The organism is Enterobacter sp. RIT418 (genome assembly GCF_003057745.1).
Taxonomy (GTDB): Bacteria; Pseudomonadota; Gammaproteobacteria; order Enterobacterales; family Enterobacteriaceae; genus Enterobacter.
Window position 1 is genome coordinate 22,310 of the sequence record NZ_QBJD02000017.1, and the last position, 16,705, is coordinate 39,014.

Consider the following 16,705-nt stretch of genomic DNA (forward strand, 5'->3'; position numbering starts at 1 on the left):
GTGCAACAGATAGCCCGCTCTGTCGCTCTGGCATTTAACAATCTGCCGCGTCCCCATCGCGTTATGCTGGGGTCGCTTACCGTTCTCACACTTGCGGTCGCCGTCTGGCGGCCGTATGTGTACCACCCCAGTTCTGCCCCTATCATCAAGACGATCGAGCTTGAAAAGAGCGAGATTCGTTCACTTTTGCCTGAGGCCAGTGAGCCAATCGATCAGGCCGCGCAGGAAGACGAAGCGATTCCTCAGGACGAGCTGGATGATAAAACCGCCAACGAAGCGGGCATCCACGAGTATGTCGTCTCAACGGGCGATACCTTAAGCAGCGTGCTCAACCAGTACGGCATCGAGATGGGTGATATCAGCCAGCTTGCCGCCTCGGATAAAGAGCTGCGTAACCTGAAAATTGGTCAGCAGCTGTCCTGGACCTTGACCGCAGACGGTGATTTACAGCGTCTGACCTGGGAAATGTCTCGTCGCGAAACGCGCACCTACGATCGCACTGCAAACGGTTTCAAGATGACCAGCGAGATGCAGCAGGGCGACTGGGTCAATAGCGTGATGAAAGGCACCGTTGGCGGAAGCTTTGTTGCCAGCGCGCGCGATGCTGGCCTGACGAGCGCTGAAATCAGCTCGGTGATCCGGGCGATGCAGTGGCAGATGGACTTCCGCAAGCTGAAAAAAGGCGATCAGTTCTCCGTTTTGATGTCCCGAGAAATGCTCGACGGTAAGCGCGAGCAGAGCCAGCTGCTGGGCGTGCGCCTGCGTTCAGACGGTAAAGATTATTATGCCGTTCGCGCAGAGGATGGCAAATTCTACGATCGGAACGGTACCGGTCTGGCGAAGGGCTTCCTGCGCTTCCCGACGGCGAAGCAGTTCCGCATCTCTTCCAACTTTAACCCGCGTCGTCTCAACCCGGTCACCGGGCGCGTCGCGCCGCATCGAGGCGTAGACTTCGCCATGCCGCAGGGGACGCCTGTGCTGGCGGTAGGCGATGGTGAAGTGGTTGTTGCGAAACGTAGCGGTGCGGCAGGTTACTACGTGGCGGTTCGTCATGGTCGTACCTATACCACCCGCTATATGCACCTGCGCAAGCTGCTGGTGAAGCCGGGCCAGAAGGTGAAGCGTGGCGATCGCATCGCGCTTTCGGGCAATACCGGGCGTTCGACCGGGCCACATCTGCACTATGAGGTGTGGATCAACCAGCAGGCGGTGAACCCGCTGACGGCGAAACTGCCGCGCACCGAAGGCCTGACGGGTAAAGATCGTTCCGAATACCTGGCGCAGGTAAAAGAGGTTCTGCCGCAGCTGCGCTTCGACTAAGCCCTGAATTTAATCATAAAGCCGGCCTCTCATTGCGCCGGCTTTTTCTTTTGTGTGCGAGCCACTGCCTCGCTACACTATTGCCATATATTTGCGTCACCAGACCCTGGAACCAGCATGGAACCCAAAAAAAATAATAGTGAATACATTCCTGAGTTTGAAAAATCATTTCGCCATCCGCGCAACTGGGGCTCGTGGCTGGGCGTGTATGCCTTTGCGGGTATTGCTTTGCTGCCCGCCGCCGTGCGCGATCCGGTGCTGGGTAAAATCGGCCGCATCGCCGGGCGTTTAGGCAAAAGCGCGCGCCGCCGGGCGCAGATCAATTTGTACTACTGTTTCCCTGAAAAAAGCGACGCCGAGCGCGAGGCAATCATTGATGAGATGTATACAACCGCGCCGCAGGCGATGGCGATGATGGCCGAGCTGGCGCTGCGCGGGCCGGAAAAGATCGTTAACCGCGTCGACTGGAAAGGGCTGGAAATCATCGAAGAGATGCGCCGCAACGATGAAAAGGTGATTTTCCTCGTGCCGCACGGCTGGGGCGTGGATATTCCTGCGATGCTGATGGCGTCCCAGGGCCAGAAAATGGCGGCGATGTTCCACAACCAGGGAAATAAAATCTTCGATTTCGTCTGGAATACGGTTCGCCGCCGCTTCGGCGGGCGCCTGCACGCGCGCAACGACGGCATTAAGCCGTTTATCCAGTCCGTGCGACAGGGATACTGGGGCTACTATCTGCCGGACCAGGATCACGGCCCCGAGCACAGCGAGTTTGTCGATTTCTTCGCCACCTATAAAGCGACGCTGCCCGCCATTGGCCGTCTGATGAAAGTGTGCCGCGCCCGCGTCATTCCGCTATTCCCGGTTTACGACGGTAAAACTCATCGTCTGAGCATTGAGGTGCGTCCGCCGATGGACGATCTGCTGACCGCAGACGATAACACTATCGCGCGTCGGATGAATGAAGAGGTCGAGATTCTGGTAGGGCCGCATACCGAACAGTACACGTGGATATTGAAGTTGCTCAAAACGCGCAAGCCGGGCGAAACGGAGCCGTACAAGCGCAACGAACTGTTCCCGAAGAAATAAAATTTCCCCTCACGTTGCCCCTCTCCCCAGCGGGGGAGAGGGGGGCGTACGTTATTCGACGGTCAATACGCGGGTGGTGTTGGTTGAGCCGATGGTGCTCATCACGTCGCCCTGGGTCACGATGACGATATCACCGGACACCAGATAGCCCTTGTCGCGCAGCAGGTTAACGGCGTCGTGCGCGGCGGCTACGCCGTCATTGGTGCTGTCGAAGTGAACCGGCGTCACGCCGCGGTATAGCGCCGTCAGGTTAAGCGTGCGCTCGTGGCGAGACATCGCAAAGATCGGCAGGCCGGAACTGATGCGCGACGTCATCAGCGCGGTGCGGCCTGACTCGGTCATGGTAATAATCGCGGTCACGCCTTTCAGGTGGTTAGCGGCATACATTGCGGACATCGCAATCGCTTCTTCCACGTTGTCGAACTGGATGTCCAGGCGGTGTTTAGAGACGTTGATGCTTGGGATTTTTTCAGCGCCCAGGCACACGCGCGCCATTGCCGCGACGGTTTCCGCCGGGTACTGGCCCGCCGCCGTTTCCGCAGACAGCATCACCGCATCGGTACCGTCAAGCACGGCGTTCGCCACGTCCATCACTTCCGCACGCGTTGGCATTGGGTTGGTGATCATCGACTCCATCATCTGGGTCGCGGTGATCACGGCGCGGTTCAGCTGGCGCGCGCGGCGGATCAAGGCTTTCTGAATGCCGACAAGCTCAGGGTCACCGATTTCAACGCCGAGGTCACCGCGGGCAACCATGACTACGTCGGACGCCAGGATTACGTCGTCCATCGCGTCCTGATCGCAGACGGCTTCCGCGCGCTCAACCTTGGCCACAATTTTGGCATCGCAGCCTGCGTCGCGCGCCAGGCGGCGGGCGTAGTTCAGATCTTCACCGCAGCGAGGGAAGGAGACGGCCAGGTAATCCACACCGATTTGCGCCGCGGTGACGATGTCCGCTTTGTCTTTCTCGGTCAGCGCTTCCGCTGAAAGGCCGCCGCCGAGCTTGTTAATGCCTTTGTTGTTGGAAAGCGGGCCGCCGACGGTCACTTCGGTAAAGACCTTCATCCCCTGAACTTCAAGCACTTTCAGCTGTACGCGCCCATCGTCGAGCAGCAGGATGTCGCCGGGCACAACGTCAGCCGGCAGGCCTTTATAGTCGATACCGACTTTCTCTTTATCACCTTCGCCTTTGCTCAGGTTGGCGTCCAGCAGGAATTTATCGCCAATGTTGAGAAAAACTTTGCCTTCTTTAAACGTGGAAACGCGAATTTTGGGACCCTGAAGGTCGCCGAGGATCGCGACGTGACGGCCCAGTTTTGCCGCAATCTCACGGACTTTATCGGCACGTAACTTATGGTCTTCTGGCGTACCGTGAGAGAAGTTCATTCGCACCACGTTGGCGCCTGCGGCGATAATTTTTTCGAGGTTATTATCGCGGTCGGTGGCCGGGCCTAAGGTGGTGACGATCTTGGTTCTGCGAAGCCTTCTGGACATGTAATACTCCGTTGACTGAAACAACTTTGGTGTTGCGTGAACATTGAATCGATCTTCTTTCTGCTGCAAGGCAGCAGGGAACTGACCGGATGCCGTGAATCGTTACAACTTAGTTATTAACTATTAGGATATATCGCTCTTTATAAGCAATTCTTTATCAAAACGCGATTCCTTAAGCGCTTCTTTGACCCGCTTCAAGTTATCTCTGAATTTTGCGCCGCGTCGTAAGGTAAAACCGGTCGCCAGCACGTCGATGACCGTCAGCTGCGCCAGGCGGGACACCATCGGCATATACATGTCGGTGTCTTCCGGCACGTCCAGGGTGATGGCCAGGGTCGCTTCCCGCGCCAGCGGCGTGCCCGCGGTGGTCAGGGCAATAACCATCGCATCGTTTTCACGCGCCAGCTGTGCCAGCTCAACCTGGCTTTTGGTTCGTCCGGTATGAGAAATCAGTACTACAACGTCATCCTCGCTACAGTTCATACAGCTCATGCGTTGCAGGACAATGTCATCAGAATAGATAACCGGCACGTTAAAGCGGAAGAATTTGTTCATGGCATCATGCGCCACGGCGGCAGAGGAGCCCAGGCCAAAGAACGCGATGCGTTTAGCCTGCGTCAGCAAATCGACGGCGCGATTCACCGCGCTCATATCCAGCGACTGACGAACGTGGTCGAGCGTTGCCATGGCGGATTCAAAAATTTTTGCGGTATAGGCATCAACGCTGTCGTCTTCATCCACGTTGCGATTAACATACGGGGTGCCGTTTGCCAGACTTTGTGCCAGATGCAGTTTAAAATCCGGGAAGCCGCGGGTTTCCATGCTCCGGCAGAACCGGTTAACCGTGGGTTCGCTGACGCCTGACTCCTGCGCCAAAGCGGCGATGCTTGAATGAATGGCCTGCGCGGGAGAGGCGAGAATAACTTCAGCCACTTTTCGCTCGGATTTGCTAAGGTGTTCCAGTTGAAACTGAATTTTTTCCAGCATGTTCATCATTAACACGGCGCTCGTGGGGACAAAACGATTTCATCTATAGATGAAATGTTGATTCGATTTAGCCGATATTACCCCTGTGGCCTCTTTATAGGGTATCAGGCGACACGAAAAGGTGTTGTTTTTTTTCATAACTTGATCGCTGTCGGGTTTTACAGAAGCGTGACGGAGCAAAGAATAAACGGATTGGTGCGGCATTTCCGCCCCGCATGCGCCGGACGGGCAAAAAATCGCGTTATCGCACGCGACGTTAAGCGCTAATGGTTTCGGGAATGACGTAAAAGCAGTACAGTGCATTGTAATAAAATTACAACGATACCTGGCAAAAGCACCAGGTTATCCAACTGAGGAGAATGACATGGCGGTAACGCAAACAGCCCAGGCATGTGACCTGGTCATTTTCGGCGCGAAAGGCGACCTTGCACGCCGGAAATTGCTGCCTTCCCTGTACCAACTGGAGAAAGCGGGCCAACTTCATCCGGATACCCGCATCCTGGGCGTAGGGCGCGCCGACTGGGACAAGGACGCGTATACAAAAATCGTGCGCGAAGCGCTCGAAACCTTCATGAAAGAGAAAATTGACGAAGCGCTGTGGGATACGCTGAGCGGACGTCTCGATTTCTGTAACCTGGACGTTAACGACGTGAAGGCGTTTAAACGCCTGGGCGACATGCTCGACCAGAAAAACCGCGTTACCATTAACTATTTTGCCATGCCGCCAAGCACCTTCGGCGCGATTTGCAAAGGCCTGGGCGAAGCGAAGCTCAACGCTAAGCCAGCGCGCGTGGTGATGGAAAAACCGCTGGGCACGTCGCTTGCCACCTCTCGCGAAATCAACGATCAGGTCGGTGAATATTTCGAAGAGTGCCAGGTTTACCGTATCGACCACTATCTCGGCAAAGAGACGGTGCTGAACCTGCTGGCGCTGCGTTTTGCCAACTCCCTGTTCGTGAACAACTGGGATAACCGCACCATCGACCACGTGGAAATTACCGTGGCGGAAGAGGTGGGTATCGAAGGGCGCTGGGGCTATTTTGACCAGGCCGGCCAGATGCGCGACATGATCCAGAACCACCTGCTGCAAATCCTGTGCATGATCGCCATGTCTCCGCCGTCCGACCTGACGGCAGACAGCATCCGCGACGCCAAGGTGAAAGTGCTCAAATCACTGCGCCGCATTGACCGCTCAAACGTTCGCGAGAAAACCGTGCGCGGTCAGTACACCTCCGGATTTGCCCAGGGCAAAAAAGTGCCGGGCTACCTGGAAGAAGAGGGCGCCAACAAGGCCAGCAATACCGAGACGTTTGTGGCGATCCGCGTTGATATCGACGACTGGCGCTGGGCGGGCGTACCGTTCTACCTGCGCACCGGCAAGCGTCTGCCGACCAAATGCTCCGAAGTCGTGGTCTATTTCAAAAACCCAGAGCTGAACCTCTTCAAAGAGTCCTGGCAGGAGCTGCCGCAGAACAAGCTCACCATCCGCCTGCAGCCGGACGAGGGCGTGGATATTCAGATCCTGAACAAAGTTCCGGGCCTGGATCACAAGCACAACCTGCAGACCACCAAGCTGGACCTGAGCTATTCCGAGACCTTCAATCAGACGCACCTGGCCGACGCCTACGAGCGCCTGCTGCTGGAGACCATGCGCGGCATTCAGGCGCTGTTTGTTCGCCGTGACGAAGTGGAAGAGGCGTGGAAGTGGGTTGACTCCATCACCGAAGCCTGGGCTGCCGACCAGGATGCGCCAAAACCGTATCAGGCGGGAACCTGGGGCCCTGTGGCGTCCGTGGCAATGATCACCCGTGACGGTCGTTCCTGGAACGAGTTTGAGTAATTGCGCTTTACTCCACAGATATTATTTTACCGGTAACATGATCTAACACAGCTAGTGGAATAATATTTAAATTTTAAGCTCCGCGTGGATTCACCCGCGGAGCTTTTTTTATTACACTGCCGGAAGTGATTTTGCCCCTGAGCTCCGGACATCAAGCGTTTCAGCGTTGTTAACAACCGTCAGACACTTTGTAGACTCCCGAGCCCGGCCAGATAATTTAGAGGAGCATTTATGAATCCGACATTGTTACGCGTAACACAACGCATTATCGAACGCTCGAGAACGACCCGTTCAGCCTACCTCGCCCGCATCGAGCAGGCAAAAAGTGACACCGTTCACCGCTCGCAGCTCGCCTGCGGTAACCTGGCCCACGGCTTCGCGGCCTGCCAGGCCGACGATAAAGCCTCGCTGAAGAGCATGCTGCGTAACAATATCGCCATCATCACCTCCTATAATGACATGCTTTCCGCGCACCAGCCCTACGAGGCCTATCCGGACATCATCCGTAAAGCTCTGCACAGCGTAAATGCGGTAGGCCAGGTGGCGGGCGGCGTGCCGGCCATGTGCGACGGCGTAACCCAGGGGCAGGACGGCATGGAGCTTTCCCTGCTCAGCCGTGAAGTGATCGCGATGTCCGCGGCCGTTGGCCTCTCCCATAACATGTTCGACGGCGCGCTCTATCTCGGCGTGTGCGACAAAATTGTCCCGGGGCTGGCGATGGCGGCACTGTCGTTCGGTCATCTTCCGGCGATCTTCGTTCCGTCCGGCCCGATGGCCAGCGGCCTGCCAAACAAAGAGAAGGTGCGCATTCGCCAGCTGTACGCTGAAGGCAAGGCGGATCGTCAGGCGCTGCTGGAAGCCGAAGCCGCGTCCTACCACGCGCCGGGAACCTGCACGTTCTACGGCACTGCCAACACCAACCAGATGGTGGTGGAATTTATGGGGATGCAGCTTCCTGGCTCATCCTTCATTCAGCCGGATGCGCCGCTGCGTAAAACGCTGACCGAGGCCGCCGCGCGTCAGGTTACCCGCCTGACCGGCAACGGCAACGAGTGGATGCCGCTGGGCAAAATGGTTGACGAGAAAGTTATCGTCAACGGCATCGTGGCGCTGCTGGCAACCGGCGGGTCAACCAACCACACCATGCACCTGGTGGCGATGGCGCGCGCGGCGGGCATTTTAATCAACTGGGATGACTTCTCCGACATCTCTGCCGTGGTGCCGCTGATGGCGCGCCTGTACCCGAACGGCCCGGCGGACATCAACCACTTCCAGGCCGCGGGCGGCGTGCCGGTGCTGATGCGCGAGCTGCTGAAAGGCGGCCTGCTGCATGAAGACGTGAACACGGTGGCCGGATTTGGCCTGCAGCGTTACACCCTTGAGCCGTGGCTGAATAACGGCGAGCTGGACTGGCGCGAAGGGGCAGAGGCGTCTCTTGACCCGCAGGTCATCGCCACCTTCGACAAACCGTTCTCCCATCACGGCGGCACGAAGGTGCTGAGCGGCAACCTGGGCCGCGCGGTGATGAAAACCTCTGCGGTGCCGGAAGAGAATCAAATCATCGAAGCCCCGGCCGTGGTGTTTGAAAGCCAGCACGACGTTCTGCCCGCGTTTGACGCCGGGCTGCTTGATAAGGATTGCGTAGTGGTGGTGCGTCATCAGGGGCCGAAAGCGAACGGCATGCCAGAATTACATAAACTTATGCCGCCGCTTGGTGTATTATTGGACCGCCGTTTCAAAATTGCGCTTGTCACCGATGGTCGCCTCTCTGGCGCATCCGGTAAAGTGCCTTCTGCGATCCACGTGACTCCGGAAGCGTATGACGGCGGCCTGTTGGCGAAGGTTCGCGACGGCGACATGATTCGCGTGAACGGCCAGACGGGCGAACTTACCCTGCTGGTCGATGACGCTGAGCTGGCTGCGCGTCAGCCACATATTCCTGACCTGAGCGCGTCACGCGTGGGCACCGGACGCGAAATGTTCAGTGCGCTGCGTGAGAAGCTGTCCGGCGCGGAGCAGGGCGCAACCTGTATGACGTTTTAAGACGACGTGATTTAATCGATCTGGCGAGAGAAAACTCTGATGAAAAACTGGAAAACAAGTGCAGAAGCAATCCTGACCACTGGCCCTGTCGTGCCGGTTATCGTGGTGAATAAACTGGAGCACGCCGTTCCGATGGCGAAAGCCCTGGTTGCCGGCGGCGTGCGCGTGCTGGAAGTGACGCTGCGCACCGCCTGCGCGATGGACGCCATCCGCGCTATCGCCAAAGAGGTGCCGGACGCCATTATCGGGGCGGGTACGGTACTGAACGCCCAGCAGCTGGCGGACGTGACCGAAGCCGGCGCGCAGTTTGCGATTAGCCCGGGCCTGACCGAGCCGCTGCTGAAAGCGGCCACCGAAGGCACCATTCCCCTGATCCCGGGCATCAGCACCGTTTCTGAACTGATGCTGGGCATGGACTACGGCCTGAAGGAGTTCAAATTCTTCCCGGCGGAAGCGAACGGCGGCACCAAGGCGCTGCAGGCGATCGCGGGTCCATTCTCTCAGGTGCGTTTCTGCCCGACCGGCGGCATCTCTCCGGCCAACTACCGCGACTATCTGGCGCTGAAAAGCGTGCTGTGCATCGGCGGCTCGTGGCTGGTTCCGGCGGATGCGCTGGAAGCCGGCGACTGGGACCGCATTACTAAGCTGGCTCGCGAAGCGGTTGAAGGCGCGAAGCAGTAAGCGACCCTTATGCGTAAAAAAAACGGGCCAAGCGGCCCGTTTTTTTATCCCGCAACCTTAACGGCTGCAGCGGCCGCTTTGGCTCTCGCCACCGCATCGTCAACGTTTTCTCCCGTCGCCAGCGCCACGCCCAGACGGCGCGCGCCGTCGATCTCCGGCTTGCCGAACAGGCGCAGCTGCAAACCTGCGCCGACCGCGCCGTCAACGCCATCAAACGTGACGTTCTGGCTGGTCAGCTGCGGCAGGATCACCGCCGATGCGGCCGGACCATACTGGCGAATGCCGCCAACGGGCAGGCCGAGGAAGGCGCGCACGTGCAGGGCGAACTCGGAAAGATCCTGCGAAATCAGCGTCACCATCCCGGTATCGTGCGGGCGAGGAGAAACCTCGCTGAAAATCACCTCGTCGCCGCAGACGAACAGCTCAACGCCGAACAGGCCGTAGCCGCCGAGCGCCAGCACGGTCTTGCGGGCAATCTCCTGCGCGCGCTCCAGCGCCAGATCGCTCATCCGCTGCGGCTGCCAGGATTCACGGTAGTCGCCGTCTTCCTGACGGTGGCCGATAGGCTCGCAGAAGTGAACGCCGTCGATCGCGCTGACGGTCAGCAGGGTGATTTCGAAGTCAAACTTCACGACGCCTTCCACAATTACGCGTCCGGCTCCGGCGCGCCCGCCCTGCTGCGCATAGTCCCAGGCCTTATCAAGCTGCGTCATATCGCGAACAAAGCTCTGCCCCTTACCGGACGAACTCATGACCGGCTTAATGATGCACGGGTAGCCAATTTCACTGACCGCCTGCACGAACTCTTCTTTATTTCCGGCGAAATGGTAGCGGGAGGTCGGCAGCGCCAGCTCTTCGGCAGCCAGCCGCCGAATGCCCTCGCGGTTCATGGTGAGCTTCGCGGCGTTCGCGGTGGGTACCACGCGCTGGCCTTCCTGCTCAAGCGCCACCAGCGTGTCGGTGGCAATCGCTTCGATTTCCGGCACGACGAAATCAGGCTTCTCCTGTGCGATCAGCGCGCGCAGGGCATCACCGTCGAGCATATTAACAACGTGCGAGCGGTGGGCAACGTGCATGGCGGGCGCGTCGGCATAGCGGTCTACGGCAATGACCTCTACGCCCAGGCGCTGGCACTCAATGGCAACCTCTTTGCCTAGTTCACCCGATCCTAACAGCATGACGCGCGTGGCGGCAGGGCGCAGCGCAGTTCCTAAACGAGTCATAGCATCTCCCTAAAAAAGTTGCGCGCAGTATAAACGAAAACGTTTGCGTATGTCATGGCTGCACATGGGCAATGGTGAGAGGAAATTTGCGCTTCTTTAGCGCAACCAGACATTTCCTGACGTCCGCTCGCATAGGCTGTGATCGTTAATCACCGTTAAGTGAGGGAAGTCATGTCAGGCTGGTTGAATCAATTGCAATCGATGTTGGGTCAGAAAACGTCATCTTCCGGCGAGCAGGGGTTGAGCAAGCTGCTTGTGCCCGGCGCGCTTGGCGGCCTGGCAGGGCTGCTGGTAGCCAATAAATCATCGCGCAAGCTGCTGGCGAAGTACGGCACCGGCGCGCTGCTGGCGGGCGGAGGCGCCATTGCCGGCTCGGTGCTGTGGAATAAGTACAAAGACAAGGTGCGTACCGCGCACCGGGACGAGCCTCACTATGGCGAGCATACCTCTCCTTTAGATCTGCGAACGGAAAGGCTGATCCTCGCCCTGGTTTTCGCGGCCAAAAGCGACGGGCATATTGACGACAGGGAACGGGCCGCCATCGAACAGCAGATGCGCGAGGCGGGCGTTGAGGAGCAGGGCAGAGCGCTGGTTGCCCAGGCTATCGAACAGCCGCTCGATCCCCAGCGCCTGGCGCAGAGCGTCAAAAACGAAGAGGAGGCGCTCGAGCTCTATTTTCTGAGCTGCGCCGCCATCGATGTCGACCACTTTATGGAGCGTAGCTACCTGAACGCGCTGGGCGATGCGCTGAAGATCCCGCAGGACGTTCGCGACGGTATTGAAAAAGATATCCTGGCGCAAAAGCAGGCGATTCAGGGGTAGCGACAGCGGTGGCGGTCACGTTTCGCTTGCATCATGCGTGGGTTTTGCCACCCTTATAGGGTGTGAAACTGACAAGTAAAACGCTATGCCACCGAAAGCCCGACGAACTCCCTACGCCATCACCACCCACGGCGATACGCGCATCGACAACTACTACTGGCTGCGGGACGACACGCGTTCCCAGCCGGACGTGCTCGACTATCTCCACGCCGAGAACGACTATGGCCGCAAGGTCATGGCCAGCCAGCAGGCGCTGCAGGACGCGCTTCTGGCCGAGATGGTGCAGCGCATTCCCCAGCGCGATATTTCAGCCCCGTGGACCAAAAACGGCTACCGCTACCGCCATATCTACGAGCCGGGCAACGAGTATCCCATTTATCAGCGCCAGTCGGTGCTGAGCGCGGAGTGGGACGCGTGGGATCTGCTGCTGGACGCCAATCAGCGCGCTGCACACAGCGAGTTTTATACCCTGGGAGGGATGTCGATCTCCCCGGATAACGCCATCATGGCGCTGGCCGAAGACTATCTCTCGCGCAGGCAGTACGGCCTGCGGTTCCGCAACCTGGAGACGGGTAACTGGTATCCGGAGATGCTGGATAATGTCTCTCCGGACTTCGTCTGGGGCAATGATTCTGAAACGGTCTACTACGTCAAAAAGCATGCCTCCACGCTGCTGCCTTACCAGGTCTGGCGGCACACGGTGGGGAGCGCGTCCGCCCAGGACGAGCTGGTGTATGAGGAGAAGGACGAGACGTTTTACGTCAGCCTGCATAAAACCTCGTCGCGCCACTACGTCATCATTTACCTCGCCAGCGCGACGACCTCTGAAGTGCTGCTGCTGGACGCCGAGCTGCCGGACGCGCAGCCGCTCTGCTTCCTGCCGCGTCGTAAGGACCATGAGTATAGCCTCGACCACTTCCAGCACAGCTTTTACCTGCGCTCTAACCGCGAGGGCAAAAACTTTGGCCTGTACAAAACCAAGGTGCGCGACGAGCGCAGGTGGGAGGTGCTCATTCCGGCGCGCGAGCAGGTGATGCTCGAAGGCTTTACGCTGTTTACCGACTGGCTGGTGGTGGAAGAGCGCCAGCGCGGGCTCACCAGCATCCGGCAGATCAATCGCAAAACGCGCGAGGCGGTGGGGATCGCCTTCGACGATCCGGCGTACGTGACGTGGATCGGCTTTAACCCCGAGCCGGAATCATCCCGCCTGCGCTACGGCTATTCTTCGATGACCACCCCGGACACGCTGTTTGAGCTTGATATGGACACCGGCCAGCGGCAGGTGATCAAGCAGGCCGAGATCGGCGGCTTCGATTCCGACCTGTACCGCAGCGAGCACCTGTGGGTGATTGCCCGCGACGGCGTGGAAGTTCCTGTATCGCTCGTGTACCGCAAGGACTGCTTCCAGAAGGGGAAAAACCCGATTCTCGTCTACGGATACGGTTCCTACGGCTCCAGCATCGATGCCGACTTCAGCAGCAGCCGCTTAAGCCTCCTTGACCGCGGGTTCGTCTACGCTATTGCCCATATCCGCGGCGGCGGCGAACTTGGGCAGCACTGGTATGAAGACGGCAAATTCCTGAAAAAGAGAAACACCTTTAACGATTATCTCGACGTCTGCGACGCGCTGATTGAACAAGGCTACGGCGATCCGTCGCGCTGTTTCGGCATGGGCGGCAGCGCGGGCGGCATGCTGATGGGGGCCGCAATCAACCTGCGCCCCGAACGCTTCAAAGGCGTTATCGCCCAGGTGCCGTTTGTGGACGTGGTGACCACGATGCTGGACGAGTCGATTCCGCTGACCACCGGCGAATTTGAAGAGTGGGGAAATCCGCAGGACGAAACCTACTACCGCTACATGAAAGCGTACAGCCCTTACGACAACGTGGAGGCAAAAGCCTATCCGCACCTGCTGGTGACGACGGGGCTTCACGATTCGCAGGTGCAGTACTGGGAGCCGGCAAAATGGGTCGCAAAGCTCCGCGAGCTGAAAACCGATGATAATTTGCTGCTGCTTTGTACGGATATGGATTCAGGGCACGGAGGGAAATCGGGACGCTTTAAATCCTATGAGGGCGTGGCGCTGGAGTATGCGTTTCTGATTGGCCTGGCGCAGGGGACGCTGCCAGGCCGCAGTGAAGGTCAGGCTTCGCCCAGATAGTGCTTCAGGGTCAGGCGCAGTTCCGGGCTCATCTTGTCGAGGTTGTTATACAGCCAGCGCAGATAGCCCGGATCTTTATCCGCCACTTCCGACACCGGTTTTCCGCGATATTTGCCGAAGGTGAAGGTGGTCATCAGCGCGGGACGGCCGGTGATCGTCGCCATATCATCCGGCGTCCAGCCGGACGCGTTCATGATATCAATCAGCAGCGCGGCGGTGATGTAGCAGTCGTACAGCGCCCGGTGATGATGTAGCCCTTCCGGGGTGCGCACGCTCAGCTTGCGGGACTTATAGAGCGCCATATTGCTGTATTTGATGCCCGGCCACAGGCGGCGGGCCAGCTTCATGGTGCAAATCCACTCGCCCGGCATTTCGGGCAGCACGCGGCGGTCAAAGCTGGCGTTATGCGCCACGTACCACGGGCTGCCGTAATAGTGGGGAATAACCTCTTCAATCCACGGTTTATCCGCCACCATTGACTCGGTAATGCGGTGAATCGCCATCGCCTGCGGGCTGATCGGACGATCCGGGCGGACCAGATGACTCATTGGGTTGACTATTTTTCCGTCGATAACGTCGACAGAAGCCACTTCCACTATTCCGCCCTGGAGATCGCAGGTTTCGGTGTCGATGACGCGCAGCATTGATCGCTCCTGACCATAAAACGTTTAGCCTAAAGGAATGATATCGCCTTGCCAACCCTGTCGGCTTAACGAACCGGTTAACAGCAGCTCCCCTTTGTCCGCGCGAACGATAAGCTGGCCTTTTTCATCCCACAGGGCGCTGCCGCTGCGTGCGTTCGCCATCAGCACGGCAATGGCGTATTTATGTGCAAAGCGCTGCAGCATGCCGATCGACTGGCACCAGCGACGATCGCCGACCGCCTGGCTGCTGGTAAACAGCGCTGCCTGCGGATCGAGGTTCGGCTCGTCGGACTGAGGGTCGATAAGGGTGAGCTGTATGTCCCCCGGGATCAGGCTTGCGCCGCTTCCCTGTGGATAGCGCAGAAGGGTATCGCGTTTGGGTGAAAACAGGGCGAGCCCTTTGTGACGTTGGCCGTGCCTGTCGATCGTGATACCGGCAATGAGCGTGATGCGATGCTCCCTGGCGGCGGCCAGCAAAGGGGCAAGCTGGCGATCGTCCGGCGGCGCGGGGAGAGAGGCCGTCGCGGGCCCCGTCAGCGAAAGCTCGGGGAAGACCAGTAAATCGCACTGCTGGCGGGCGGCTTCGACAATAAACCGCAGATGGTGTTCTACGTGTTCTTCAACGTGATGATGCTGCGCTGCGTATTGGGCAGCGGCAATATTCCATCGTGACATCGTGATTTCCTTATGCACAGAGTCGCAGAATTTAAGAATACACCTAAATTAATAAGGGTCTTCTGATCCTGCCATAATCCGTGTAAGGAAGTGTAACGTCACGTTAAGCTTATTTAACTTTCGGCTCGTAGGGGAGGCGCGACAGGTTAACCGAGGCGAGGCGGTGTGCTATGAGTCGCTCGCGGAACCAGTCGCGCAGGTGTGCGGGCTGTTCACGCTCAACCACTTCCGCCACGATAGGCATGTTGTAACGCTCTTTAAAGGCGACGCCTGCGGCGGCGAGATCGACGTTCACTTTATCCATCTCGTCCTGAGGAAGAGCGGCCAGATTGATCTTCATTTCCTTCTCCTTATTATGCGGCGGCAACGTTACCGCGATTGCATGACGATGACAAGCGGGCGCAGGATGATCCTCGACTCGGTTATTATACAGAGTTATTCTTGGCCATACAGGCATAACAAAAAGGAATGATTTCTATGGGCATTTCCGCATCTCGCGCGGTTTGCGCGCTCGTTTTTCTGGCTTCCACCGCCATAGCACCGTCCGTCTGGGCGCATGCGCATCTGAAGCAGCCTACGCCCGCCGTGGACAGCGTGGTTGAGGCACCGCAGCGCATTACGCTGGCATTTTCTGAAGGCATAGAGCCTGGCTTCAGCGGCGTTGTTATCACCAATGCGCAGCAGCAGGTTGTAAAGACCGGCGCGGTTAAACGCGATGAAAAGGATAAGGCACGGCTGATTGTTCCGCTTGACCAGGCGCTGACGACAGGTACCTACCGGGTTGACTGGCACGTGGTCTCCGTGGACGGCCACAAAACCAAAGGCAGCTACAGCTTTAGCGTCAAATAACATGCTGGCGCTTTGCTACGTCGCGCTGCGCTTTGTTCACTTTGGCGCACTGATGCTCCTCTTCGGCAACGCGCTGTACAGCGCCTGGTTTGCTCCTTCTTCGCTGCATCGCCTGATGACGCGCCGCTTTCAGACGCAGCAAAAGATCGCCGCGCTGCTGGGCCTGGCAACCGCGCTGGCCATGTTCGCCCTGCAGGGCGGGTTAATGGGCAACGGCTGGGGCGACGTGCCGCGTCCTGACGTCTGGCGCATTGTGCTTCAAACCCAGTTTGGCAGCGTCTGGCTATGGCAAATCATCCTGGCTTTTGTTACCGCCTGCGCGGCGTGGCTCGCGCCGATGAAAGGATCGCGGATGCTGCTGCTCGCCATGGGGCAATTTATGCTGCTGGCCGGGGTAGGGCACGCGACCATGAACGAGGGCCTGGCGGGGGCCGCACAGCGCCTTAATCACGCCGTGCATCTGCTTTGTGCCGCCGCGTGGCTGGGAGGACTCCTTCCTCTGCTGTTTTGCATGCGGCTGGCAAAGGGGCGCTGGCAGAACGCGGCTATCTATACCATGATGCGCTTTTCCCGCGTGGGGCATTACGCCGTGGCGGGCGTATTGCTAACCGGCATTTTCAACGCGCTCTTTATCCTGGGGTTTAGCGTACCCTGGCGCACCGGCTACGTTCAGCTGCTGTTGTTCAAATGTGCGCTGGTGGCGATGATGGTGGCAATTGCGCTGGTGAATCGGTATTTTCTGGTACCTCGCTTTCGTTCGGACGCCGGACGTGCACAGCAGATTTTTATCAGGATGACACAGGCCGAGGTGGCGCTTGGCGCGGCCGTACTGGCAGCGGTCAGCCTGTTTGCGACCTGGGAACCCTTCTGACAAGGT

The 16,705-nt window shown here is 58.4% G+C and carries 15 protein-coding genes; 9 read left to right on the forward strand and 6 right to left on the reverse strand.

What is annotated here, in order from left to right:
* A complete protein-coding gene (gene mepM, locus DBY73_RS18020) occupies positions 1-1,320 on the forward strand; it encodes a murein DD-endopeptidase MepM (protein WP_112012429.1) in 1,320 nt (439 codons plus the stop codon).
* 117 nt (positions 1,321-1,437) lie between these two features.
* Positions 1,438-2,409 carry a lauroyl-Kdo(2)-lipid IV(A) myristoyltransferase gene (lpxM, locus tag DBY73_RS18030; RefSeq protein ID WP_112012430.1) on the forward strand — a complete coding sequence of 324 codons (972 nt, stop codon included), beginning with the start codon at positions 1,438-1,440 and terminating at the stop codon, positions 2,407-2,409.
* 51 nt (positions 2,410-2,460) lie between these two features.
* Here lpxM and pyk read toward each other — a convergent pair whose 3' ends face one another.
* Entirely contained in the window at positions 2,461-3,903 is a 1,443-nt protein-coding gene (gene pyk / locus DBY73_RS18035) for a pyruvate kinase (protein WP_112012431.1), read from the reverse strand.
* A 123-nt stretch (positions 3,904-4,026) separates the two neighbouring features.
* Complete coding sequence (locus DBY73_RS18040; protein ID WP_112012505.1) at positions 4,027-4,896, reverse strand: MurR/RpiR family transcriptional regulator; 870 nt, start codon at positions 4,894-4,896, stop codon at positions 4,027-4,029.
* A gap of 358 nt (positions 4,897-5,254) precedes the next feature.
* On the opposite strand from DBY73_RS18040, the gene zwf reads away from it, so the two are divergent.
* From zwf to kdgA, 3 genes are all read left to right on the forward strand, one after another.
* Positions 5,255-6,730, forward strand: a complete 1,476-nt coding sequence (zwf, locus tag DBY73_RS18045; protein WP_112012432.1) for a glucose-6-phosphate dehydrogenase — start codon at positions 5,255-5,257, stop codon at positions 6,728-6,730.
* A gap of 231 nt (positions 6,731-6,961) precedes the next feature.
* Positions 6,962-8,773: a phosphogluconate dehydratase gene (gene edd / locus DBY73_RS18050; RefSeq protein WP_112012433.1), complete on the forward strand. Its 1,812-nt coding sequence runs from the start codon at positions 6,962-6,964 to the stop codon at positions 8,771-8,773.
* Positions 8,774-8,812: 39 nt separating this feature from the next.
* Positions 8,813-9,454 (forward strand): bifunctional 4-hydroxy-2-oxoglutarate aldolase/2-dehydro-3-deoxy-phosphogluconate aldolase, encoded by a 642-nt coding sequence (kdgA, locus tag DBY73_RS18055; RefSeq protein WP_006176036.1) that lies wholly within the window; start codon positions 8,813-8,815, stop codon positions 9,452-9,454.
* 44 nt (positions 9,455-9,498) lie between these two features.
* Here the strand turns inward: kdgA and purT are convergent, their stop codons facing one another.
* A complete protein-coding gene (purT, locus tag DBY73_RS18060; RefSeq protein WP_112012434.1) occupies positions 9,499-10,677 on the reverse strand; it encodes a formate-dependent phosphoribosylglycinamide formyltransferase in 1,179 nt (392 codons plus the stop codon).
* A gap of 171 nt (positions 10,678-10,848) precedes the next feature.
* On the opposite strand from purT, the gene DBY73_RS18065 reads away from it, so the two are divergent.
* Complete coding sequence (locus DBY73_RS18065; protein ID WP_112012435.1) at positions 10,849-11,499, forward strand: tellurite resistance TerB family protein; 651 nt, start codon at positions 10,849-10,851, stop codon at positions 11,497-11,499.
* An 85-nt stretch (positions 11,500-11,584) separates the two neighbouring features.
* The gene (ptrB, locus tag DBY73_RS18070; RefSeq protein ID WP_112012436.1) at positions 11,585-13,660 is read left to right on the forward strand and encodes an oligopeptidase B; all 2,076 of its coding nucleotides are present in this window, start codon (positions 11,585-11,587) and stop codon (positions 13,658-13,660) included.
* On the opposite strand, the gene exoX is transcribed toward ptrB, so the two are convergent.
* The 3 genes from exoX to DBY73_RS18085 all read right to left on the reverse strand — a co-directional run bounded on the left by exoX (position 13,642) and on the right by DBY73_RS18085 (position 15,319).
* Positions 13,642-14,304: an exodeoxyribonuclease X gene (gene exoX, locus DBY73_RS18075; protein WP_112012437.1), complete on the reverse strand. Its 663-nt coding sequence runs from the start codon at positions 14,302-14,304 to the stop codon at positions 13,642-13,644. The genes ptrB and exoX overlap by 19 nt on opposite strands.
* Positions 14,305-14,328: 24 nt before the next feature.
* Entirely contained in the window at positions 14,329-14,979 is a 651-nt protein-coding gene (locus DBY73_RS18080) for a nitrilase-related carbon-nitrogen hydrolase (protein ID WP_112012438.1), read from the reverse strand.
* 109 nt (positions 14,980-15,088) lie between these two features.
* A complete protein-coding gene (locus DBY73_RS18085) occupies positions 15,089-15,319 on the reverse strand; it encodes a DNA polymerase III subunit theta (RefSeq protein WP_013096102.1) in 231 nt (76 codons plus the stop codon).
* 137 nt (positions 15,320-15,456) lie between these two features.
* Between DBY73_RS18085 and yobA the strand changes: the two genes are divergently transcribed.
* Together yobA and copD are read left to right on the forward strand one after the other, a co-directional pair.
* Positions 15,457-15,828 carry a CopC domain-containing protein YobA gene (gene yobA, locus DBY73_RS18090; RefSeq protein ID WP_112012439.1) on the forward strand — a complete coding sequence of 124 codons (372 nt, stop codon included), beginning with the start codon at positions 15,457-15,459 and terminating at the stop codon, positions 15,826-15,828.
* A gap of 1 nt (position 15,829) precedes the next feature.
* On the forward strand, positions 15,830-16,699 hold the full coding sequence (gene copD / locus DBY73_RS18095) for a copper homeostasis membrane protein CopD (RefSeq protein ID WP_112012440.1): 870 nt from the start codon (positions 15,830-15,832) through the stop codon (positions 16,697-16,699).
* Positions 16,700-16,705: the final 6 nt, after the last annotated feature.

Excerpts from the sequence above, each read along its gene's own strand:
- edd (WP_112012433.1), top strand. The coding sequence starts at position 6,962 with ATGAATCCGACATTGTTACGCGTAACACAACGCATTATCGAACGCTCG.
- zwf (WP_112012432.1), top strand. The coding sequence starts at position 5,255 with ATGGCGGTAACGCAAACAGCCCAGGCATGTGACCTGGTCATTTTCGGC.
- kdgA (WP_006176036.1), top strand. The coding sequence starts at position 8,813 with ATGAAAAACTGGAAAACAAGTGCAGAAGCAATCCTGACCACTGGCCCT.
- DBY73_RS18080 (WP_112012438.1), bottom strand. The coding sequence starts at position 14,979 with ATGTCACGATGGAATATTGCCGCTGCCCAATACGCAGCGCAGCATCAT.
- exoX (WP_112012437.1), bottom strand. The coding sequence starts at position 14,304 with ATGCTGCGCGTCATCGACACCGAAACCTGCGATCTCCAGGGCGGAATA.
- pyk (WP_112012431.1), bottom strand. The coding sequence starts at position 3,903 with ATGTCCAGAAGGCTTCGCAGAACCAAGATCGTCACCACCTTAGGCCCG.
- ptrB (WP_112012436.1), top strand. The coding sequence starts at position 11,585 with ATGCCACCGAAAGCCCGACGAACTCCCTACGCCATCACCACCCACGGC.
- DBY73_RS18085 (WP_013096102.1), bottom strand. The coding sequence starts at position 15,319 with ATGAAGATCAATCTGGCCGCTCTTCCTCAGGACGAGATGGATAAAGTG.
- copD (WP_112012440.1), top strand. The coding sequence starts at position 15,830 with ATGCTGGCGCTTTGCTACGTCGCGCTGCGCTTTGTTCACTTTGGCGCA.
- DBY73_RS18040 (WP_112012505.1), bottom strand. The coding sequence starts at position 4,896 with ATGAACATGCTGGAAAAAATTCAGTTTCAACTGGAACACCTTAGCAAA.
- lpxM (WP_112012430.1), top strand. The coding sequence starts at position 1,438 with ATGGAACCCAAAAAAAATAATAGTGAATACATTCCTGAGTTTGAAAAA.
- DBY73_RS18065 (WP_112012435.1), top strand. The coding sequence starts at position 10,849 with ATGTCAGGCTGGTTGAATCAATTGCAATCGATGTTGGGTCAGAAAACG.
- purT (WP_112012434.1), bottom strand. The coding sequence starts at position 10,677 with ATGACTCGTTTAGGAACTGCGCTGCGCCCTGCCGCCACGCGCGTCATG.
- yobA (WP_112012439.1), top strand. The coding sequence starts at position 15,457 with ATGGGCATTTCCGCATCTCGCGCGGTTTGCGCGCTCGTTTTTCTGGCT.